We start from the raw sequence: 15,993 nt of genomic DNA, 5'->3' as shown, positions 1-15,993 counted from the left end.
CGGGTGCATTCCTCCCACGCGAAAGGCAATCCCGAACGGCCCGCGCGGGGCTCGACTTTCTAATTCGGGACTGGGCCTGAAATAGTGCCCACCGATGTTCAGCATCCCTAGACTCCCTGCGACGGGGGTAACTCGGGGGACAACTAGTGGGGCGCGGAGTGCCGGAACTCGTACTGGAATTGAATGGAAGGACCTGGACGCTCGATCCGTCCAGGTCGTACACCCTCGGGCGTGATCCTCAGGGTGATCTGGTGGTCGACGACGCCAGGGTCTCGTGGCGGCACGCCACCGTCAGCTGGGGCGGGCGCAGTTGGGTCATCGAGGACCACGGCAGCACCAACGGCACCTACGTGCAGGGCCAGCGGATCCACCAGATGGAGATCGGCCCCGGATCGGCCGTGCACCTGGGGAACGCGACCGACGGGCCGCGGCTCACCCTCACCGGCGCGGGCGCGCCCGGCGGGCAGGCCGCCATGGCCCAGCAGCAGGCGCCGCACCAGCAGCAGGCGCACCAGCAGCAGGGTGCTCCCGCCTGGACCCCGCAGCCGCAGGACGCGCAGCGCCAGCAGCAGCCCCAGCAGGCATGGCAGCAGCCGCCCCACCAGGCACAGCAGCCGCCCCACCAGGCGCAGGTGCCGCACCAGCAGGGCAGCCCGGCCGGCGGCGGCGCGGGGGCTCCGCCGGTGTACGGCGACCGCAGCCCGACGACGTTCCACCAGGTGTCCATGGGCCGCGTGATGCGGATCGGCCGTGCCCTGGAGAACGAACTGGTGGTCTCCGACCTCCAGGTCTCCCGCCTGCACGCCGAGTTCACCGCGACGCCCGACGGCCGCTTCCAGATCCGCGACCTCGGCAGCCACAACGGCACGTACGTCAACGGTCAGCCGATCCCCAAGTCCGGCACCGTGTTCCTCGGCCCCACCGACATCGTCGGCGTCGGCCACTCGACGTTCCGCCTGGTCGGAGACCGGCTCGAGGAGTTCGTCGACACCGGTGAGGTCTCCTTCTCCGCGCGCCACCTCACGGTGACCGTCGACGGCGGCAAGCAGATCCTCAAGGACGTCTCCTTCGGCGTCCCGGAGAAGTCGCTCATCGCCGTCATCGGCCCCTCCGGATCCGGCAAGTCCACCCTGCTCAAGGCGCTCACCGGCTACCGGCCCGCCAACCAGGGCGACGTCCTCTACGACAACCGGAACCTCTACAAGCAGTTCGCCGAGCTGCGTCAGCGCATCGGTCTGGTCCCGCAGGACGACATCCTGCACAAGGAACTGACCGTGAAGAAGGCCCTCAAGTACGCCGCCAAGCTCCGCTTCCCCGCGGACACCACGGAGGCCGAGCGCGAGCAGCGCATCAACGAGGTCCTCGGCGAGCTCAAGCTGGACATCCACAAGGAGAAGAAGGTCACCTCCCTCTCCGGTGGCCAGCGCAAGCGCGTCTCGGTCGCCCTGGAGCTGCTGACCAAGCCGTCGCTGATCTTCCTCGACGAGCCGACCTCCGGCCTCGACCCGGGCATGGACCGCGACGTCATGCAGCTGCTGCGCGGCCTCGCCGACGACGGCCGCACCGTCCTGGTCGTCACCCACTCGGTGGCCGAGCTCGCGATCTGCGACAAGCTCCTCGTCATGGCCCCCGGCGGCAGCGTCGCGTACTTCGGCCCGCCCGAGGAGGCGCTGAACTTCTTCGGCTACAGCACCTGGGCCGACGTGTTCTCCGCGTTCGAGAACTACCGCGACTACGACTGGGCGGGCCGCTGGCGCGGCTCCCAGCACTACCAGATGTACGCCGCGGACATCGACGCCGTCGCCGCCCAGCCCGTGAACATGCCGCCCCCGCAGCAGATGCGCCCGCCCAAGCCGCAGAGCTGGGGCTCGCAGCTGTGGACCCTGATCCGCCGGTATGTGTCGGTGATCGTGTCCGACAAGGGCTTCATCGGCCTCATGCTGATCCTGCCCGCGGTACTCGGCGTCGTCAGCACCGTGATCCCGGCGGACAGCGGCCTGGGCTTCGGTCCGGAGAAGAACAGGCTGGTCAACAAGGACGTCGGCACGATCCTGCTGATCCTCGCGGTCGGCGCGTGCTTCTCCGGCGCCGCCAACTCGGTCCGTGAGCTGATCAAGGAACGGGTCATCTACGAGCGCGAGCGCGCCACCGGCCTGTCCCGCTCGGCGTACCTGATGTCCAAGGTCATCGTCCTCGGGTTCATCACCGCCCTGCAGGGCGTGATCATCGCGGCGATCGGCTTCGGCGCCCGCTCGAAGCTGCCGGCCGAAGGCGTCATCTTCGAGGACACCCCGGTCGTCGAGATGACGATCGTCATCAGCGCGCTCGGCTTCACCTCGATGATGTTCGGTCTGATCATCTCCGCGCTGGTGAAGACGGCGGAGAAGACGATGCCGCTGCTGGTGATGTTCGCGATCGTCCAGGTCGTCTTCACCGGCGTGCTCTTCCAGCTCCACGACAGCCCGGGCATCGAGCAGATCGCCTGGCTGATGCCGTCGCGCTGGGCCGTCGCCGCCCTCGGCACCACGGCGCAGCTCAACGTCACCATGCCGTGGGACCCGCTCAACCTCGACGGGCTGTGGGACCACACCGCCGGTCAGTGGATCTTCGACATGAGCGTACTGCTCGGCATCGGCGCCCTCTGCGGCCTCCTGGTGGTGCGCCTGCTGCGCCGCCACGAGCCCGAGGTCATGCGCAAGTAACGGCGCCCCGGCACCGGACACGCCGAAGGGCGGCACCCCACGCGGGTGCCGCCCTTTCGCGCACTCTCGGACGTCAGGCTCAGTAGGCGCTGTTGACGTTGTCCATGGAGCCGTAGCGGTCCGCCGCGTAGTTGCAGGCGGCGACGATGTTGGCGACCGGGTCGTACTGGTCGTGCTTCGTGCCTGCGACGTGGTAGGCGTCGAAGGTCGGCTTGATGACCTGGAGCAGACCCTTGGACGGGATGCCGTTGATGGCGTTGATGTCCCAGTTGTTGATCGCGCGCGGGTTGCCGGAGGACTCGCGGATGATGTTGCGGTGGATGCCCTCGTAGGACCCGGGGATGTTGTGCTTCTTCATGATGGACATCGCCTCACGGATCCACCCGTCGAGGTTGTTCGCATAGACCGGCTTGCGCGCGGCGGCGCGGCTCGCGGCCGCACGCTCGTCGGCGCGCTTCTTCGCCTCGGCCTTGGCCTTGGCGTCGGCCGCGGCCTTCGCCTTGGCGGCGGCCTGGGCCTTGGCGTCGGCCTTCGCACGGGCCTCGGCCACGGCCTTGGCCACCTTGTCGGCGCCGACCTGCTGCTGCGTGATGCTCGTGTGCACTGTCTTGGCCTGGACGCTGCCGGCGGCTGCCGACCACGCGACCGGAGCCGCGGCGGCCACCGACTGCGTGTCGGCCTCGGCCGACGCGTTGTCGGGGACGAGCGAGAACGTGAGGGCGGCGGCGCCGAGGGCGGCGACACCGGCGATCGAGAACTTGTGGTTCTTGTTCAGACGGCTATAGCCAGGGGTGCGAGACGCGGACATGCAGACGTACCTCTTCGAATAGCGGAAGCCGCGGAGTCCGCGACGGCAGCCATTGTTAGCGTCCGCAAAATCCTGTGGCAAAGGTGTGACGTACGATCCCGGGTAGTGGACGTGGACCTTCGCGCAAGGGCCAGGCGCGAGGCTCTACCCAGCCCAGACGCCCCTTATGCGTCCACTACGCCCCTTCGTAAGTGACGTGAGTCCTATGCGCGGGCTCACATCGGGCCGGTACGGAACTCACCCGTAGTTGCTCGTGCGATGCTCCCCGTGAGCGGCCCGGACACGCTCCTCCGGAAGAAGCAGGTGTACATCGCCGAACTCGTGCCAGAGGTAGCGGTGCCGCAGCGCCTCGGCGTATCCGCGGTGCAGAGCGGCCGGTCCCGCGACCGCCTCCAGCATCAGCAGGTGTGACGCCCGCGGCTCGTGCAGCCCGGTCAGCAGCCCGTCCACGACGCGAACGCCCCGCTCGGGTGTGACGACGAGACCGGTCCAGCCCGCCGCCGCCCGCACGACGCCGTCCGGCCCGGCCGCCGACTCCAGCGCCCGCACCGCCGTCGTCCCCACCGCGACGACGCGCCCGCCCGCCGCGCGGGCCGCGTTCACCAGCCTGGCGCTCGCGGCCGGCACCGCGAAGCGCTCCGGGTACGGCGGCTCGTGCGCCTCCGCCGAAGCGACGCCCGTATGAAGGGTGAGCGGCGCGAACTGCACCCCCCGGCTCACCAGCTCCGCCACGGTCGCCGCCGTGAAGGGCCGCCCGGCACTCGGCATCTCCGCCGAACCCTCGCCGTCGGCGCCCGGCAGGGCGAAGACCGTCTGGTACGCCGCCAACGGCTGGTCCCGCTCGGTGTACCCGTACCGGATCGGCCGCCCGTACCGCCGCAGCAGCTCCGCCACCGCACCGCCCGACACCCGGGCCCACCACAACCGGTCCCCGCCCGCGCCGACGGGCTCCTCCAGCACCAGCCGCCGGCCCTCCGGCAGCCGTACGACGGTCCCCGCCGGCCCGCCGCGACGCGGCCGGGTGGCCCCCGTCCCGAGCGGGCCGCGCAACTCCACGGACCAGCGCCCGTCGTCCCCGCGCGTGGAGAAGTGCACCACCACGCCCTCCTCCTGCACCCGCCCGTCCACTGCAGCGGCGAGCGTGGGGGAGGTGTTCACCACCAGCACGTCACCGGCCCGCAGCAGCCCGGGCAGCTCCCGGAACGCATGGTGCGACACCGCGGTACCCCGCGACACGAGCAGCCTTACGTCGTCACGCCCCGCTCCCCGCACCTCAGCAGGCACCCGAGCCAAAAGCCCCTCAGGCACCCCACCGACCCCAACGCCCCCCGAACCGGAGTCCCTGCCTCCCCCACCACCCGGCGCCCCGACCCCACCAGGCAGCCCCGACCTGCGGTCCCCCTCCCACAACCGGCCACTCCGCCCCCGGCCCGGCCCCGGGGGCCGACTTCCGGCCGCATCGGCTTCGTCACGGCGCCGGGACCCCGGGGCCTGATTCCCCGCCGCGTCGGCTTCTTCACGGTGCCGGGAGGAGACGCCCGGGGTCGGCACCGCCCCCCCGCCCCCGCCAGGCACAGGCTCCGCACCGCCGCCTCCGCCCGGCACCCGTCCCACCCCGCCAACGCCACCGCCCCGCACCCGACCGGCGCCCTCCACACCGTCCCCCCTCACCGCTGCCCCTCCGGCAACGCAGAAGCCACGTACCGCCCACTGCCCAGCCCCGGCCCCGGCCCCGCCCCCTCCACCAGCCGCAGCAACGCCGGAACGACCGCGGCCGGCTCCGGCCGCCACCCGTCGTCGTCCGGTACGGCCGCCGCGTACAGATCGGTCCGCATGTCGCCCGGATCGACCGCCCACACCCGCAGCCCCGGCTCCTCCGCCGCCAGCACCGCCGACAACTGGTCGAGCGCCGCCTTGGAAGCCCCGTAACCGCCCCACGTCTCGTACGCCTCCACCGCGGCGTCCGAAGTCACCGAGAGCACGGCCCCGCCACGGCCCCCCGCCGCCCGCAGCAGCGGCAGCGCCTCCCGCACGAGCCCGAGCGCCGCCACGACATTCGTCTCCAGCGCCGACCGCAGCCCCTCCAGCGGCAGGGCCTCCAGCCGTACGAGGGGCTCGGCCCCCAGCGCGCTCGCGTTGTTCACCAGCAGGTCGAGTCCGCCGAGCCCCCGCGCGGCGGCCACCAGCTCCGACCGGTGCGCGGCGTCGGTGACGTCCCCGGCCACGGCCACCACCCGTGTCCCGTACGTGCGCGCCTCCCGCGCCGAGTCCTCCAGTACGTCAGGGCTCCTGGCATCGAGTACCAGCTCCCAGCCCCGCTCGGCGAGCGCCGTGGCCAAGGCCCGGCCCAGCCCCTTCGAAGCCCCCGTAATGATCGCAACCGGCATGACAACCGTCCCCTTCGTCCCAGGCGCCGCATGAATGCCCTCAACGTAGGAACCCGAGTCCGCCCCGCGCCTCAGCCATCGGCCCCACCCGCCCAGGTCACTTGGCCCTAGACCTCAGGCACCGGTCCCCAAGCCCTAGGCCCGCCACTCCCACACCCACACCCGCACCCAGCGAGTCCGCACACCGCCCGCACCCCCGCACCCCTGCCCGGCCCACCGGCTCCGAGCCGCCCCCGCCCCCAGCCCTACGTCTCGCGCCCCAAGCGAGCCCCACCCCAGGTCCGATACGACCTCCCCGCCCCGCCGGTACGGTGGCCACATGAGCGATCCCCACGCTCTCAACTGCGTTCGAGCAGGGGAGAGCCCGTCCCCGCGCGCCGGCCTGACGGCCGTGAGTTCCGCGCTGCTCGCGATGAGCCGGCACCTGGAAGTGCGTGACGTACTGAAGACGATCGTCGCCTCCGCCCGCGAGCTGCTCGACGCCGAGTACGCCGCCCTGGGCGTCCCGGACGACCACGGAGGCTTCGCCCAGTTCGTGGTCGACGGCGTCACCGACGGGCAGTGGAAGGCCATCGGCCCGCTGCCGCGCCAGCACGGCATCCTCGCGTCGATGCTGCACGGCGCCCACACCGAGCGCCTCGCCGACGTGCGCAAGGACCCGCGCTTCGAGGGCTGGCCCTCCGCGCACCCGGAGATGTCCGACTTCCTCGGCCTGCCCATCCGCGACGGCGACGAGGTCATCGGCGCGCTCTTCCTCGCGAACAAGCGCTGCCCCAAGCCCGACGGAGCCTGCGGCTTCACCGAGGACGACGAGGAACTGCTCGGCATGCTCGCCCAGCATGCCGCGATCGCCCTGACCAACGCCCGCCTGTACGAGCGCAGCCGCGAGCTGACCATCGCCGAGGAGCGCTCCCGGCTGGCCCACGAACTGCACGACGCCGTGAGCCAGAAGCTCTTCTCCCTGCGCCTGACCGCCCAGGCCGCCGCAGCCCTGGTCGACCGCGACCCGGCCCGCGCCAAGGGCGAACTGCAGCAGGTGGCCTCGCTGGCCGCAGAGGCGGCGGACGAGCTGCGCGCCGCGGTCGTCGAGCTGCGCCCGGCCGCGCTCGACGAGGACGGCCTGATCGCCACCCTGCGCACCCAGATCCACGTCATGGACCGCGCCCACACCGCCCGCGTCACCTTCCACAGCAGCGGTGTACGCGCCCTGCCCGCCGCCCAGGAGGAGGCCCTGCTGCGGGTCGCCCAGGAGGCGCTGCACAACGCGCTGCGCCACTCCGGCGCGGAGCACGTCGACGTCGTACTGGATAAGCGCGGCCAGGGCGCAAGGCTGCGCGTCACGGACGACGGCAGCGGCTTCGACCCGAAGACGGTCCGCCGGGCGGGCCGCCACCTCGGCCTGGTCTCGATGCGCGACCGCGCAGGCGGCGCGGGCGGCAGGCTCACCGTGGAATCGGCGCCCGGCAAGGGCACCACGATCGAGATGGAGGTCCCCGGTGGCTGACGCCGCACGGCCGTCGAAGAACGGCATCCGCGTACTGCTGGTCGACGACCACCAGGTAGTACGCCGCGGTCTGCGCACCTTCCTGGAAGTGCAGGACGACATCGAGGTCGTCGGCGAGGCGGCGGACGGGGCGGAGGGCGTCGCCCGCGCGGAGGAGCTGCGCCCCGACGTCGTGCTGATGGACATCAAGATGCCCGGCTCCGACGGCATCGACGCGCTCCGCAAGCTCCGCGAACTGGCCAACCCGGCGAAGGTGCTGATCGTCACCAGCTTCACCGAGCAGCGCACCGTCGTCCCCGCCCTGCGCGCGGGCGCCTCGGGATACGTCTACAAGGACGTGGACCCGGACGCTCTGGCCGGCGCCATCCGTTCCGTGCACGCGGGGCACGTCCTCCTCCAGCCGGAGGTCGCGGGCGCGCTGCTCGCGCAGGAGGAGGGGAACGGCGGCACGGGCCGGGGGAGCACGCTCACCGAACGGGAGCGGGAGGTGCTCACGCTGATCGCCGACGGCCGCTCCAACCGGGAGATCGCCCGCGTCCTCGTCCTCTCGGAGAAGACCGTCAAGACGCATGTGTCGAACATCCTGATGAAACTCGATCTCTCCGACCGCACGCAGGCGGCCCTGTGGGCCGTGCGACATGGGATTACGGGTTAATCGGACGGTCTACGTCCGGTACGAGATTCATACCGTCGGGTGTATGTCCCCCGAATGGCGCATCCCCCAGGGCCGGCAGCCGTTCTTCATGGCGTGCTGCGGCGGCTGGCCGCGGCAACGTCTAGGAGGATCCTGAAGTGAAGAACCTGAAGAAGGCCGCTGCCGTCACCATGGTCGCGGGTGGCCTCGTCGCCGCCGGAGCCGGTGTTGCCTCCGCCACCGACAGCGGTGCGCTGGCGCAGGGCAAGGCCGTCCACTCGCCGGGCGTCGGCTCCGGCAACCTGGTCCAGGCCCCGGTCCACGTCCCGGTGAACGCCGTCGGCAACACCGTCAACGTCATCGGCGCCCTCAACCCGGCCTTCGGGAACCACGGCATCAACCGCTGACCCCAGCGGTGACCACCGGCCCCCAGGCACCCGCCTGGGGGCCGGTCGCGTACTCCCCACCGGGCCCACGCACCCCGGGCCCACGCACCCCGGGACCGCACGCCCCGGCGCAAGCCGCCCGCACGCCCGCGCAGTCGGCACGCCCCGCGAGCCCCCCACTCAGCGTTCGCGCCCCCGCTCCCGTTCCTCCACCCACGCGTTGAACGCCGCCACCTGCGCCCGCCGGGCCACCCGCTCCACCGGCCGCAGCGCCTCCACCCGGGCCGCCATCTCCGACGCGCTCACCGCGCCGCCGTGCCCGTTCTCGTACGCCACCGAGACGAGAAGCCCCACCCGCTGCGCCAGCTCCAGCACGCGGACCGCCCGCGGCGGATACCCGGGAGCCAGCACCTGACCGCCGCCGCCCTCCACCCGCGCCCGGTACGCGTCGATCGCGGCCTCGGCCACCTGGCCCGACCCCGCCACATCGAGCCGCGACAGCACCGCCGTCGCGTCCCGCAGGGCCTCCGCCAGCTCCCGCTCGGCCTCCCCGAGCGACGGCACATCGGCGGGCGGAGCCTCCCGTACGGGCAGGCAGTGCCACAGCACCTCGACCCGTACGTCCCCCTCCGGCCCCACCTCGTACACCTCCGGCACCAGCCCCAGTGCCGCCCCCGAGCAGACCACCGCCTCCTCCGCCTCCAGCGCCCGCGCGTTGAACTCCGGCGGCCCGCTGAGCCCCAGCGGATGCCCCGGAGCGGGCAGCGCCACCCGGAAACCGGTGGCCCCCAGCGTGCGCAGCCGCCCCAGGGTCAGCGTGAGCCCCACGGGCCCCGCCTCCCCGGGCACGCCTTCCACCCGGTGCACCGCGTCCTCCCCGACGATGGCGAGCGCGACGTGATCCGGTGATGCGAGTCCGGCCAGCAGGGCGTTTCCCCAAGCGGCCAGTCGTCCTGAACGAGGTTCCGAGAGCATGGCCCCAGCCTAGGGAATGGACCTAGCAGACGGACCCCGCGACCGGTGGCGTAGGTTTTCCCCTGGAGCTTTGCCTACAGGCATGCCCGACATTCTCGAGACTGCATGGGGAGACAACGCGCTCATGAGCGATGTACTGGAGCTGGTGGACGTATCCGTGGTCCGCGACGGACGCGCTCTGGTGGAAGACGTCTCCTGGTCGGTCAAGGAGGGCGAGCGCTGGGTGATCCTCGGCCCGAACGGCGCCGGAAAGACCACCCTGCTGAACGTCGCCTCCAGCTATCTCTTCCCGACCACCGGCAGCACCAGGATCCTCGGCGAGCAGCTGGGCAGCCCCGGCACCGACGTGTTCGAGCTCCGCCCGCGCATCGGCATGGCCGGCATCGCGCTGGCCGACAAGCTGCCCCGCCGCCAGACGGTCCTTCAGACGGTGCTCACCGCGGCGTACGGCATGACCGCCACCTGGCACGAGGACTACGACGAGGTCGACGAGCAGCGCGCCCGTGCCTTCCTCGACCGCCTCGGCATGACCGCGTACCTGGACCGGAAGTTCGGCACCCTCTCCGAGGGCGAGCGCAAGCGCACGATGATCGCCCGCGCGATGATGACCGACCCCGAGCTGCTGCTCCTCGACGAGCCCGCCGCCGGTCTCGACCTCGGCGGCCGCGAAGACCTCGTCCGCCGTCTCGGCCGTCTCGCCCGCGACCCGTACGCCCCTTCGATGATCATGGTCACGCACCATGTCGAGGAGATCGCCCCGGGCTTCACGCACGTCCTGATGATCCGCCAGGGCAAGGTCCTCGCCGCCGGCCCGGTGGAGACCGAACTGACCTCCCGCAACCTCTCCCTGTGCTTCGGCCTCCCGCTCGTCGTCGAGTGCAGGTCCGACCGCTGGACCGCCCAGGGCCTCCCGCTCGGCTGACCTCCGGAGCGGTGCTCGCGCCCTGTCGGCGAAGAGCGCCCGCCCCTACCATGACCATGTGGACATCGACGCATGGGTGTGGTGGCTGATCGGCGCTGTCGGGCTGGGAATTCCGCTCGTGGTGACCGCGATGCCCGAGTTGGGAATGCTGTCGGCGGGCGCGGTCGCCGGCGCCGTGACCGCGAGCCTGGGCGGCGGAATCGTCGCCCAGGTACTGGTCTTCGTCGCGGTCTCGGTCGCGCTGATCGCCGTCGTACGCCCGATAGCCGCCCGCCACCGCTCCGAGCGGCCCGAACACCGCACCGGCATCGACGCCCTGAGGGGGCGTCAGGCCGTGGTGCTCGAACGGGTCGACGGCAGCGGCGGCCGGATCAAACTCGCGGGCGAGGTGTGGTCCGCGCGGTCCCTCGACGCGGACCAGAGCTTCGAACCCGGCCGCCAGGTGGACGTCGTCGAGATCGACGGAGCGACGGCCGTGGTGATGTAACCGGCCAGGTGAGCCGAACACCCCGCACACCGGCCCGCGTTCTGGGAAGATTGATCATCAGATCGTCCGCGCGCGACCGGGCCGGACTCCCGAGAAGCACGACACGAAGGGCACGGGAAACGCGATGTCATCCGTCATCATCGTCCTGATCATTCTGGTGGTGCTGGTCTTCATCGCCCTGATCAAAACGATCCAGGTCATCCCGCAGGCCAGCGCCGCCATCGTGGAGCGCTTCGGCCGCTACACGCGCACCCTCAACGCCGGCCTGAACATCGTCGTCCCGTTCATCGACTCGATCCGCAACCGGATCGACCTGCGCGAACAGGTCGTGCCCTTCCCGCCCCAGCCGGTGATCACCCAGGACAACCTGGTCGTCAACATCGACACCGTCATCTACTACCAGGTCACCGACGCCCGGGCCGCGACGTACGAAGTCGCCAGCTACATCCAGGCGATCGAGCAGCTCACCGTCACGACGCTCCGCAACATCATCGGCGGCATGGACCTGGAGCGGACCCTGACCTCCCGCGAGGAGATCAACGCGGCGCTGCGCGGCGTCCTCGACGAGGCCACCGGCAAGTGGGGCATCCGCGTCAACCGCGTCGAGCTCAAGGCGATCGAGCCGCCCACCTCCATCCAGGACTCGATGGAGAAGCAGATGCGCGCCGACCGCGACAAGCGCGCCGCGATCCTCACCGCCGAGGGCATCAGGCAGTCCGCCATCCTCACCGCCGAGGGCGAGAAGCAGTCCGCGATCCTGCGCGCCGAAGGCGAGGCCAAGGCGTCCGCCCTGCGCGCCGAGGGCGAGGCCCAGGCCATCCGTACGGTCTTCGAGTCCATCCACGCCGGCGACCCGGACCAGAAGCTCCTCTCGTACCAGTACCTCCAGATGCTCCCGAAGATCGCCGAGGGCGACGCCAACAAGCTCTGGATCGTCCCCAGCGAGATCGGCGACGCCCTCAAGGGCCTCAGCGGCGCCTTCGGCAACTTCAGCGGCGGCGGCCCCGGCTTCAACACAGGCCAGGAGCGCCGCCAGGAACCCCCCATCGACTGACCCCTTCGGCGAGGGCGGCCTTCCCGTCGTGCATGATCGATGCTCCAAGCAACGATCATGCACGAAGGGCACACCGTGACCATCTGGGAGATGCTCGCCGTCTTCGCCGCGGGCGTGGGCGCGGGGACCATCAACACCATCGTCGGCTCCGGAACCCTCATCACCTTCCCGGTCCTGCTCGCCACCGGCCTGCCGCCCGTGACCGCGACCGTCTCGAACGCCCTCGGCCTGATCCCCGGCGCGATCAGCGGCGCCATCGGCTACCGCAAGGAACTCACCGGCCAGCGCCGCCGCATCCTGCGGCTCGGAGCGGCAGCCGCCGTCGGGAGCCTCTGCGGAGCCGTGTTGCTGCTCGCCCTGCCCCCGACCGCCTTCGAGACGATCGTGCCGGTCCTCGTCGGCCTCGCCCTGGTCCTGGTCGTCCTGCAGCCCCGCATCACCCGGGCGGTCAAGCGCCGCCGCGAGCGCCGCGGCTCCGACGGCGACCCCGACGGCGGCCCGCTCCTGATCACCGGCCTCCTGCTCGCCAGCGTCTACGGCGGCTACTTCACAGCGGCCCAGGGCATCATCTACGTCGCCCTCATGGGCATGCTGCTCACCGACACCCTGCAACGCGTCAACGCCGCCAAGAACGTCCTCGCGGCCGTCGTCAACACCGTCGCCGCGACCTTCTTCCTCTTCGCCGCCGACTTCGACTGGACGGCGGTCGCCCTCATCGCGGTCGGCTCCACCCTCGGCGGCCAGCTCGGCGCCAGAATCGGCCGTCGCCTGCCGCCGACGGCGCTGCGCGCCCTGATCGTGGCTGTCGGCACGGTGGCGATCGTCCAGCTCCTGCTGCGCTGAGCGGCATGCGGAGGCCCGCCTCCCCGAGGAGTCCCGAAGGACCCCCGGCGAAGCGGGCCAGGTGTGCCGGACGCGGGCCCTACGCGGACTGCGCCAGCCACTGCGGCAGCGTGGACCGTTCGTCGGCCCCCAGCGCGAGCAGCATCGCGTCGGCGGGCGTCGGCACGAACGGACGGTGCAGCAGCGGCATCCCCGCTTCCTCCGGCGTACGGTCCGCCTTGCGGTGATTGTCCTCCGCGCAGGACGCCACGGTGTTCAGCCAGCCGTCCCCACCGCCCTGTGCTTTCGGCACCACGTGGTCCACCGTGGTGGCCCGCCGCCCGCAGTACGCGCACCGGTGCTGGTCCCGTATCAGCACACCGCGCCGCGACCACGGCGCGTGTCTTCGGAAGGGCACCCGGACATAGCGGCACAGCCTGATCACCTGCGGCACCGGAAGATCCACGGCGGCCGCACGCATCCGCAGTCCGGGATGGGCCTGCTCGACGACGGCCTTGTCCGTCAGGACGAGCACCACCGCCCGGTTCAACGTCACCGTAGACAGCGGCTCGAAGCTCGCGTTCAGTACCAGCGTGTCCCGCATCCCGCCCACCCTCCCTGCGCCGGCCCACCCCGTGGCGGGCTTGGATCAACTCTGACCGGGCACACCGAGATGGACAACGCAATAAAAAGATGCCCGTCCCTGATCTCTTCCAAGACCAGGGACGGGCAAACGGAAAGTGAACGCTCAACTCGCCGCGGGAGCCTCGTATTCGGCGACCAGCTGCGCACGCCCGAGCGTGTGGAACCGCAGATTGAAGCCCACGGCGGCGGGGGACGCCTCGGCGTCGGGACCGAGCCGCTCGGTGTCCACCGCGTACACCGTGAACACGTACCGGTGCCGCTCGCCCGCAGGCGGCGCCGCCCCGCCGAAGTCCTTCGAGCCGTAGTCGTTGCGGACCTGCACCGCACCGTCCGGCAGCCCCTCGAACTTCCCGCTGCCCGCCCCGGCCGGGAGCTCCGTCACCGTCGCCGGGATGTCGAAGACGGTCCAGTGCCAGAAACCGCTGCCGGTCGGTGCGTCGGGATCGAAGCACGTCACGGCGAAGCTCTTGGTCCCGGCGGGAAAGCCCTCCCACCGCAGGTGCGGGGACGTATTGCCCTCCGCGTACACCTGGGCGTCCTTCAACACCGCTCCGTCGGCGACGTCCTCACTCACCACGGTGAACGAGGGCACCGGCGGGTGGAAGTCATGGGGAAGCGGCGGCTTCTTCGCCTCGGACACGTCTGAACCTCCGATGGGGCTGTCTTCTGCCTTCTTCATGAAACCTGCGCCACGGGTACGCGTTCCGGCCCTAGAGCCAGTTGCGCTGACCGCCGACCTGAGCGAGCCACTGGTTGAGGTAGGCCGCCCAGTCGGTCCCCTGGAAGTCGTTCAGACCGACCTTGAAGGCCCGGTACGAGTCGCTGCTCTCACTGAAGAGACCCGGCTTCTTGTCCATCTCCAGCACGACGTCCATCTCACGGTCGTCCGCCACGAAGGTCAGCTCGACCTGGTTGAGGCCGCGGTACTGCTGCGGCGGCTGGAACTCGATCTCCTGGTAGAACGGCAGCCGCTGCCGCGTCCCCCGGATGTGACCGCGCTCCATGTCGGCGCTCCGGAAGCGGAAGCCCAGCTGTACGAAGGCGTCCAGGATCGCCTGCTGCGCCGGCAGCGGGTGGACGTTGATCGGGTCCAGGTCTCCGGAGTCCACGGCCCGGGCGATCTCCAGCTCGGTCGTCACCCCGATGTTCATACCGGGCAGCTGCTGACCGGCGATGCTGGTGATCGGCGTTTCCCACGGGATCTCCAGCCCGAACGGCACCACGTGCACCGCGCCGGCCTTCACCTCGAACGCGCCGCCGAGCCGCTGCTTCGCGAATTCGATGTCCTGCTTGACCTCCTGGTCACCGCCCTCGACCTCGACGCGCGCCTGCAGACCGACGGACAGCCCCTCGATCTGCTGATCGACCGAGCCGCCCTGGATGCGCACCTCGCCCTGGACCACACCGCCGGGCACGACGTTCGCCTCGGTCAGCACCGTCTCCACCGACGCGCCACCGGCACCCAAGCTCGCGAGCAACTTCTTGAAGCCCATGGCTTCCTCCCCAGATCTTTGGTTCTGACCAGTACGAACGCGCAAGGACCACGCCCGGTTCCGCGCACCCACCCTGGCAAAGGCGCAGCCTGAGAGCCACCTACCCGAACGGACGGCTTCCACTACGATCGGAGGGCATGATCACGGACCCCGACCGTACGCCGCTGCCCAGGACCTTCTTCGACCGCCCCGTACTGGAGGTCGCCCCCGACCTCCTGGGGCGCACTCTCGTACGACTCACCGACGAGGGCCCCATCGAACTCCGCATCACCGAGGTCGAGGCCTATGACGGCGCGGGCGACCCGGGATCGCACGCGTACCGCGGCAGGACGGCGCGCAACGCGTCGATGTTCGGCCCACCCGGCCATGCGTACGTCTACTTCATCTACGGCATGTGGTTCAGCCTCAACCTGGTCTGCGGACAGGAGCACACCGCGAGCGGCGTCCTGCTGCGCGGGGGAGAGGTGACTCAAGGCCAGGACCTGGTGCGCAAACAGCGACTTTCAGCCCGAAATGACAACGAACTGGCCAAAGGGCCGGCACGCCTCGCCACGGGACTGGCCATCGACCGGTCCCTCGACGGCACCGACCTCTGCGCCGGCCCTGACTCTCCTCTCTCCGTACTGCACGGTGTGCCCGCCCCGGCCGACCTGGTGCGGAACGGTCCACGCACCGGCGTGGGCGGCGAAGGCGCCGACCACCCCTGGCGGTTCTGGATCGACGGGGACCCGACGGTCAGCCCCTTCAGGGCCCACACGCCGCGCCGCCGACGAACTTGACGCTGCCCCGGCAGCCCCCTAATGTGGCCCGAGCCGCTTGATACGGGCACTGCTGTCGGTACGGGCTTCCGGGCCAACCGAAGCAGCTCGAGGCGGCCAACCACTACTACGACTTCCCTGACGGGTTCGATTTCGGCATGCCCGAATGTCCTGCCCACCGGCTCGATTATGAGCCGCAAGGGAAATCCGCTAAAGTAGTGACCACGCCGAAAGGGAAACGCGAAAGCGAAGAACTGGAAAGCGCCGAGGAAGTCGGACACGAAAGCGTCTGATAGAGTCGGAAACACGAAATACCGAACGAAGCCCGGAGGAAAGCCCGAGAGGGTGAGTACAAAGGAAGCGTCCGTTCCTTGAGAACTCAACAGCGTGCCAAAAGTCAACGCCAGATATGTTGA

The 15,993-nt window shown here is 70.7% G+C and carries 16 protein-coding genes; 9 read left to right on the top strand and 7 right to left on the bottom strand.

All coding sequences use genetic code 11. The annotated features are described in order from the left end of the window. Positions 1-146 precede the first annotated feature (146 nt). Entirely contained in the window at positions 147-2,702 is a 2,556-nt protein-coding gene (locus AC07FK_RS04910; RefSeq protein ID WP_479102629.1) for an ABC transporter ATP-binding protein/permease, read from the top strand. A 79-nt stretch (positions 2,703-2,781) separates the two neighbouring features. Here AC07FK_RS04910 and AC07FK_RS04905 read toward each other — a convergent pair whose 3' ends face one another. From AC07FK_RS04905 to AC07FK_RS04895, 3 genes are all read right to left on the bottom strand, one after another. Further along, positions 2,782-3,510 (bottom strand): transglycosylase SLT domain-containing protein, encoded by a 729-nt coding sequence (locus AC07FK_RS04905; RefSeq protein ID WP_479102627.1) that lies wholly within the window; start codon positions 3,508-3,510, stop codon positions 2,782-2,784. A gap of 237 nt (positions 3,511-3,747) precedes the next feature. Beyond that, on the bottom strand, positions 3,748-4,818 hold the full coding sequence (locus AC07FK_RS04900) for an S-adenosylmethionine:tRNA ribosyltransferase-isomerase (protein WP_479102625.1): 1,071 nt from the start codon (positions 4,816-4,818) through the stop codon (positions 3,748-3,750). Between the two features lie 359 nt (positions 4,819-5,177). Continuing rightward, positions 5,178-5,897: an SDR family NAD(P)-dependent oxidoreductase gene (locus AC07FK_RS04895; protein ID WP_479102623.1), complete on the bottom strand. Its 720-nt coding sequence runs from the start codon at positions 5,895-5,897 to the stop codon at positions 5,178-5,180. A 319-nt stretch (positions 5,898-6,216) separates the two neighbouring features. Between AC07FK_RS04895 and AC07FK_RS04890 the strand changes: the two genes are divergently transcribed. From AC07FK_RS04890 to AC07FK_RS04880, 3 genes are all read left to right on the top strand, one after another. After that, positions 6,217-7,401, top strand: a complete 1,185-nt coding sequence (locus AC07FK_RS04890; RefSeq protein ID WP_479102621.1) for a GAF domain-containing sensor histidine kinase — start codon at positions 6,217-6,219, stop codon at positions 7,399-7,401. Then, positions 7,394-8,056 carry a response regulator gene (locus AC07FK_RS04885; protein ID WP_479102619.1) on the top strand — a complete coding sequence of 221 codons (663 nt, stop codon included), beginning with the start codon at positions 7,394-7,396 and terminating at the stop codon, positions 8,054-8,056. The genes AC07FK_RS04890 and AC07FK_RS04885 overlap by 8 nt, the downstream gene beginning before the upstream one ends. A gap of 137 nt (positions 8,057-8,193) precedes the next feature. Then, positions 8,194-8,442, top strand: coding sequence for a chaplin (locus AC07FK_RS04880; protein ID WP_453403525.1), 249 nt, complete (start codon positions 8,194-8,196; stop codon positions 8,440-8,442). A gap of 159 nt (positions 8,443-8,601) precedes the next feature. Here AC07FK_RS04880 and AC07FK_RS04875 read toward each other — a convergent pair whose 3' ends face one another. After that, positions 8,602-9,396, bottom strand: a complete 795-nt coding sequence (locus AC07FK_RS04875) for a hypothetical protein (protein WP_479102617.1) — start codon at positions 9,394-9,396, stop codon at positions 8,602-8,604. A gap of 124 nt (positions 9,397-9,520) precedes the next feature. Between AC07FK_RS04875 and AC07FK_RS04870 the strand changes: the two genes are divergently transcribed. The 4 genes from AC07FK_RS04870 to AC07FK_RS04855 all read left to right on the top strand — a co-directional run bounded on the left by AC07FK_RS04870 (position 9,521) and on the right by AC07FK_RS04855 (position 12,702). After that, on the top strand, positions 9,521-10,318 hold the full coding sequence (locus tag AC07FK_RS04870) for an ABC transporter ATP-binding protein (protein ID WP_479102615.1): 798 nt from the start codon (positions 9,521-9,523) through the stop codon (positions 10,316-10,318). A 58-nt stretch (positions 10,319-10,376) separates the two neighbouring features. Beyond that, positions 10,377-10,805, top strand: coding sequence for an NfeD family protein (locus AC07FK_RS04865; protein ID WP_479102613.1), 429 nt, complete (start codon positions 10,377-10,379; stop codon positions 10,803-10,805). 124 nt (positions 10,806-10,929) lie between these two features. Continuing rightward, positions 10,930-11,859, top strand: coding sequence for an SPFH domain-containing protein (locus AC07FK_RS04860; RefSeq protein WP_138905376.1), 930 nt, complete (start codon positions 10,930-10,932; stop codon positions 11,857-11,859). Between the two features lie 75 nt (positions 11,860-11,934). After that, positions 11,935-12,702, top strand: a complete 768-nt coding sequence (locus AC07FK_RS04855) for a sulfite exporter TauE/SafE family protein (RefSeq protein ID WP_479103887.1) — start codon at positions 11,935-11,937, stop codon at positions 12,700-12,702. Between the two features lie 79 nt (positions 12,703-12,781). Here the strand turns inward: AC07FK_RS04855 and AC07FK_RS04850 are convergent, their stop codons facing one another. The 3 genes from AC07FK_RS04850 to AC07FK_RS04840 form a co-directional block, all read right to left on the bottom strand. Beyond that, positions 12,782-13,285, bottom strand: a complete 504-nt coding sequence (locus AC07FK_RS04850; RefSeq protein WP_479102611.1) for an HNH endonuclease — start codon at positions 13,283-13,285, stop codon at positions 12,782-12,784. A gap of 144 nt (positions 13,286-13,429) precedes the next feature. Further along, positions 13,430-13,966 (bottom strand): YbhB/YbcL family Raf kinase inhibitor-like protein, encoded by a 537-nt coding sequence (locus tag AC07FK_RS04845; protein WP_479102609.1) that lies wholly within the window; start codon positions 13,964-13,966, stop codon positions 13,430-13,432. A gap of 70 nt (positions 13,967-14,036) precedes the next feature. Continuing rightward, positions 14,037-14,819 carry a sporulation protein gene (locus AC07FK_RS04840; protein WP_479102607.1) on the bottom strand — a complete coding sequence of 261 codons (783 nt, stop codon included), beginning with the start codon at positions 14,817-14,819 and terminating at the stop codon, positions 14,037-14,039. Positions 14,820-14,956: 137 nt separating this feature from the next. On the opposite strand from AC07FK_RS04840, the gene AC07FK_RS04835 reads away from it, so the two are divergent. Beyond that, positions 14,957-15,598, top strand: coding sequence for a DNA-3-methyladenine glycosylase (locus AC07FK_RS04835; RefSeq protein WP_479102605.1), 642 nt, complete (start codon positions 14,957-14,959; stop codon positions 15,596-15,598). Positions 15,599-15,993 lie beyond the last annotated feature (395 nt).

The sequence above is a fragment of the Streptomyces sp. NPDC046122 genome, assembly GCF_056429965.1.
The sequence above is the reverse complement of the archived record's forward strand: the minus strand, read 5'-3'. Positions and strand labels throughout refer to the sequence as shown.

Excerpts from the sequence above, each read along its gene's own strand:
- AC07FK_RS04870 (WP_479102615.1), top strand. The coding sequence starts at position 9,521 with ATGAGCGATGTACTGGAGCTGGTGGACGTATCCGTGGTCCGCGACGGA.
- AC07FK_RS04860 (WP_138905376.1), top strand. The coding sequence starts at position 10,930 with ATGTCATCCGTCATCATCGTCCTGATCATTCTGGTGGTGCTGGTCTTC.
- AC07FK_RS04875 (WP_479102617.1), bottom strand. The coding sequence starts at position 9,396 with ATGCTCTCGGAACCTCGTTCAGGACGACTGGCCGCTTGGGGAAACGCC.
- AC07FK_RS04840 (WP_479102607.1), bottom strand. The coding sequence starts at position 14,819 with ATGGGCTTCAAGAAGTTGCTCGCGAGCTTGGGTGCCGGTGGCGCGTCG.
- AC07FK_RS04835 (WP_479102605.1), top strand. The coding sequence starts at position 14,957 with ATGATCACGGACCCCGACCGTACGCCGCTGCCCAGGACCTTCTTCGAC.
- AC07FK_RS04895 (WP_479102623.1), bottom strand. The coding sequence starts at position 5,897 with ATGCCGGTTGCGATCATTACGGGGGCTTCGAAGGGGCTGGGCCGGGCC.
- AC07FK_RS04905 (WP_479102627.1), bottom strand. The coding sequence starts at position 3,510 with ATGTCCGCGTCTCGCACCCCTGGCTATAGCCGTCTGAACAAGAACCAC.
- AC07FK_RS04850 (WP_479102611.1), bottom strand. The coding sequence starts at position 13,285 with ATGCGGGACACGCTGGTACTGAACGCGAGCTTCGAGCCGCTGTCTACG.
- AC07FK_RS04890 (WP_479102621.1), top strand. The coding sequence starts at position 6,217 with ATGAGCGATCCCCACGCTCTCAACTGCGTTCGAGCAGGGGAGAGCCCG.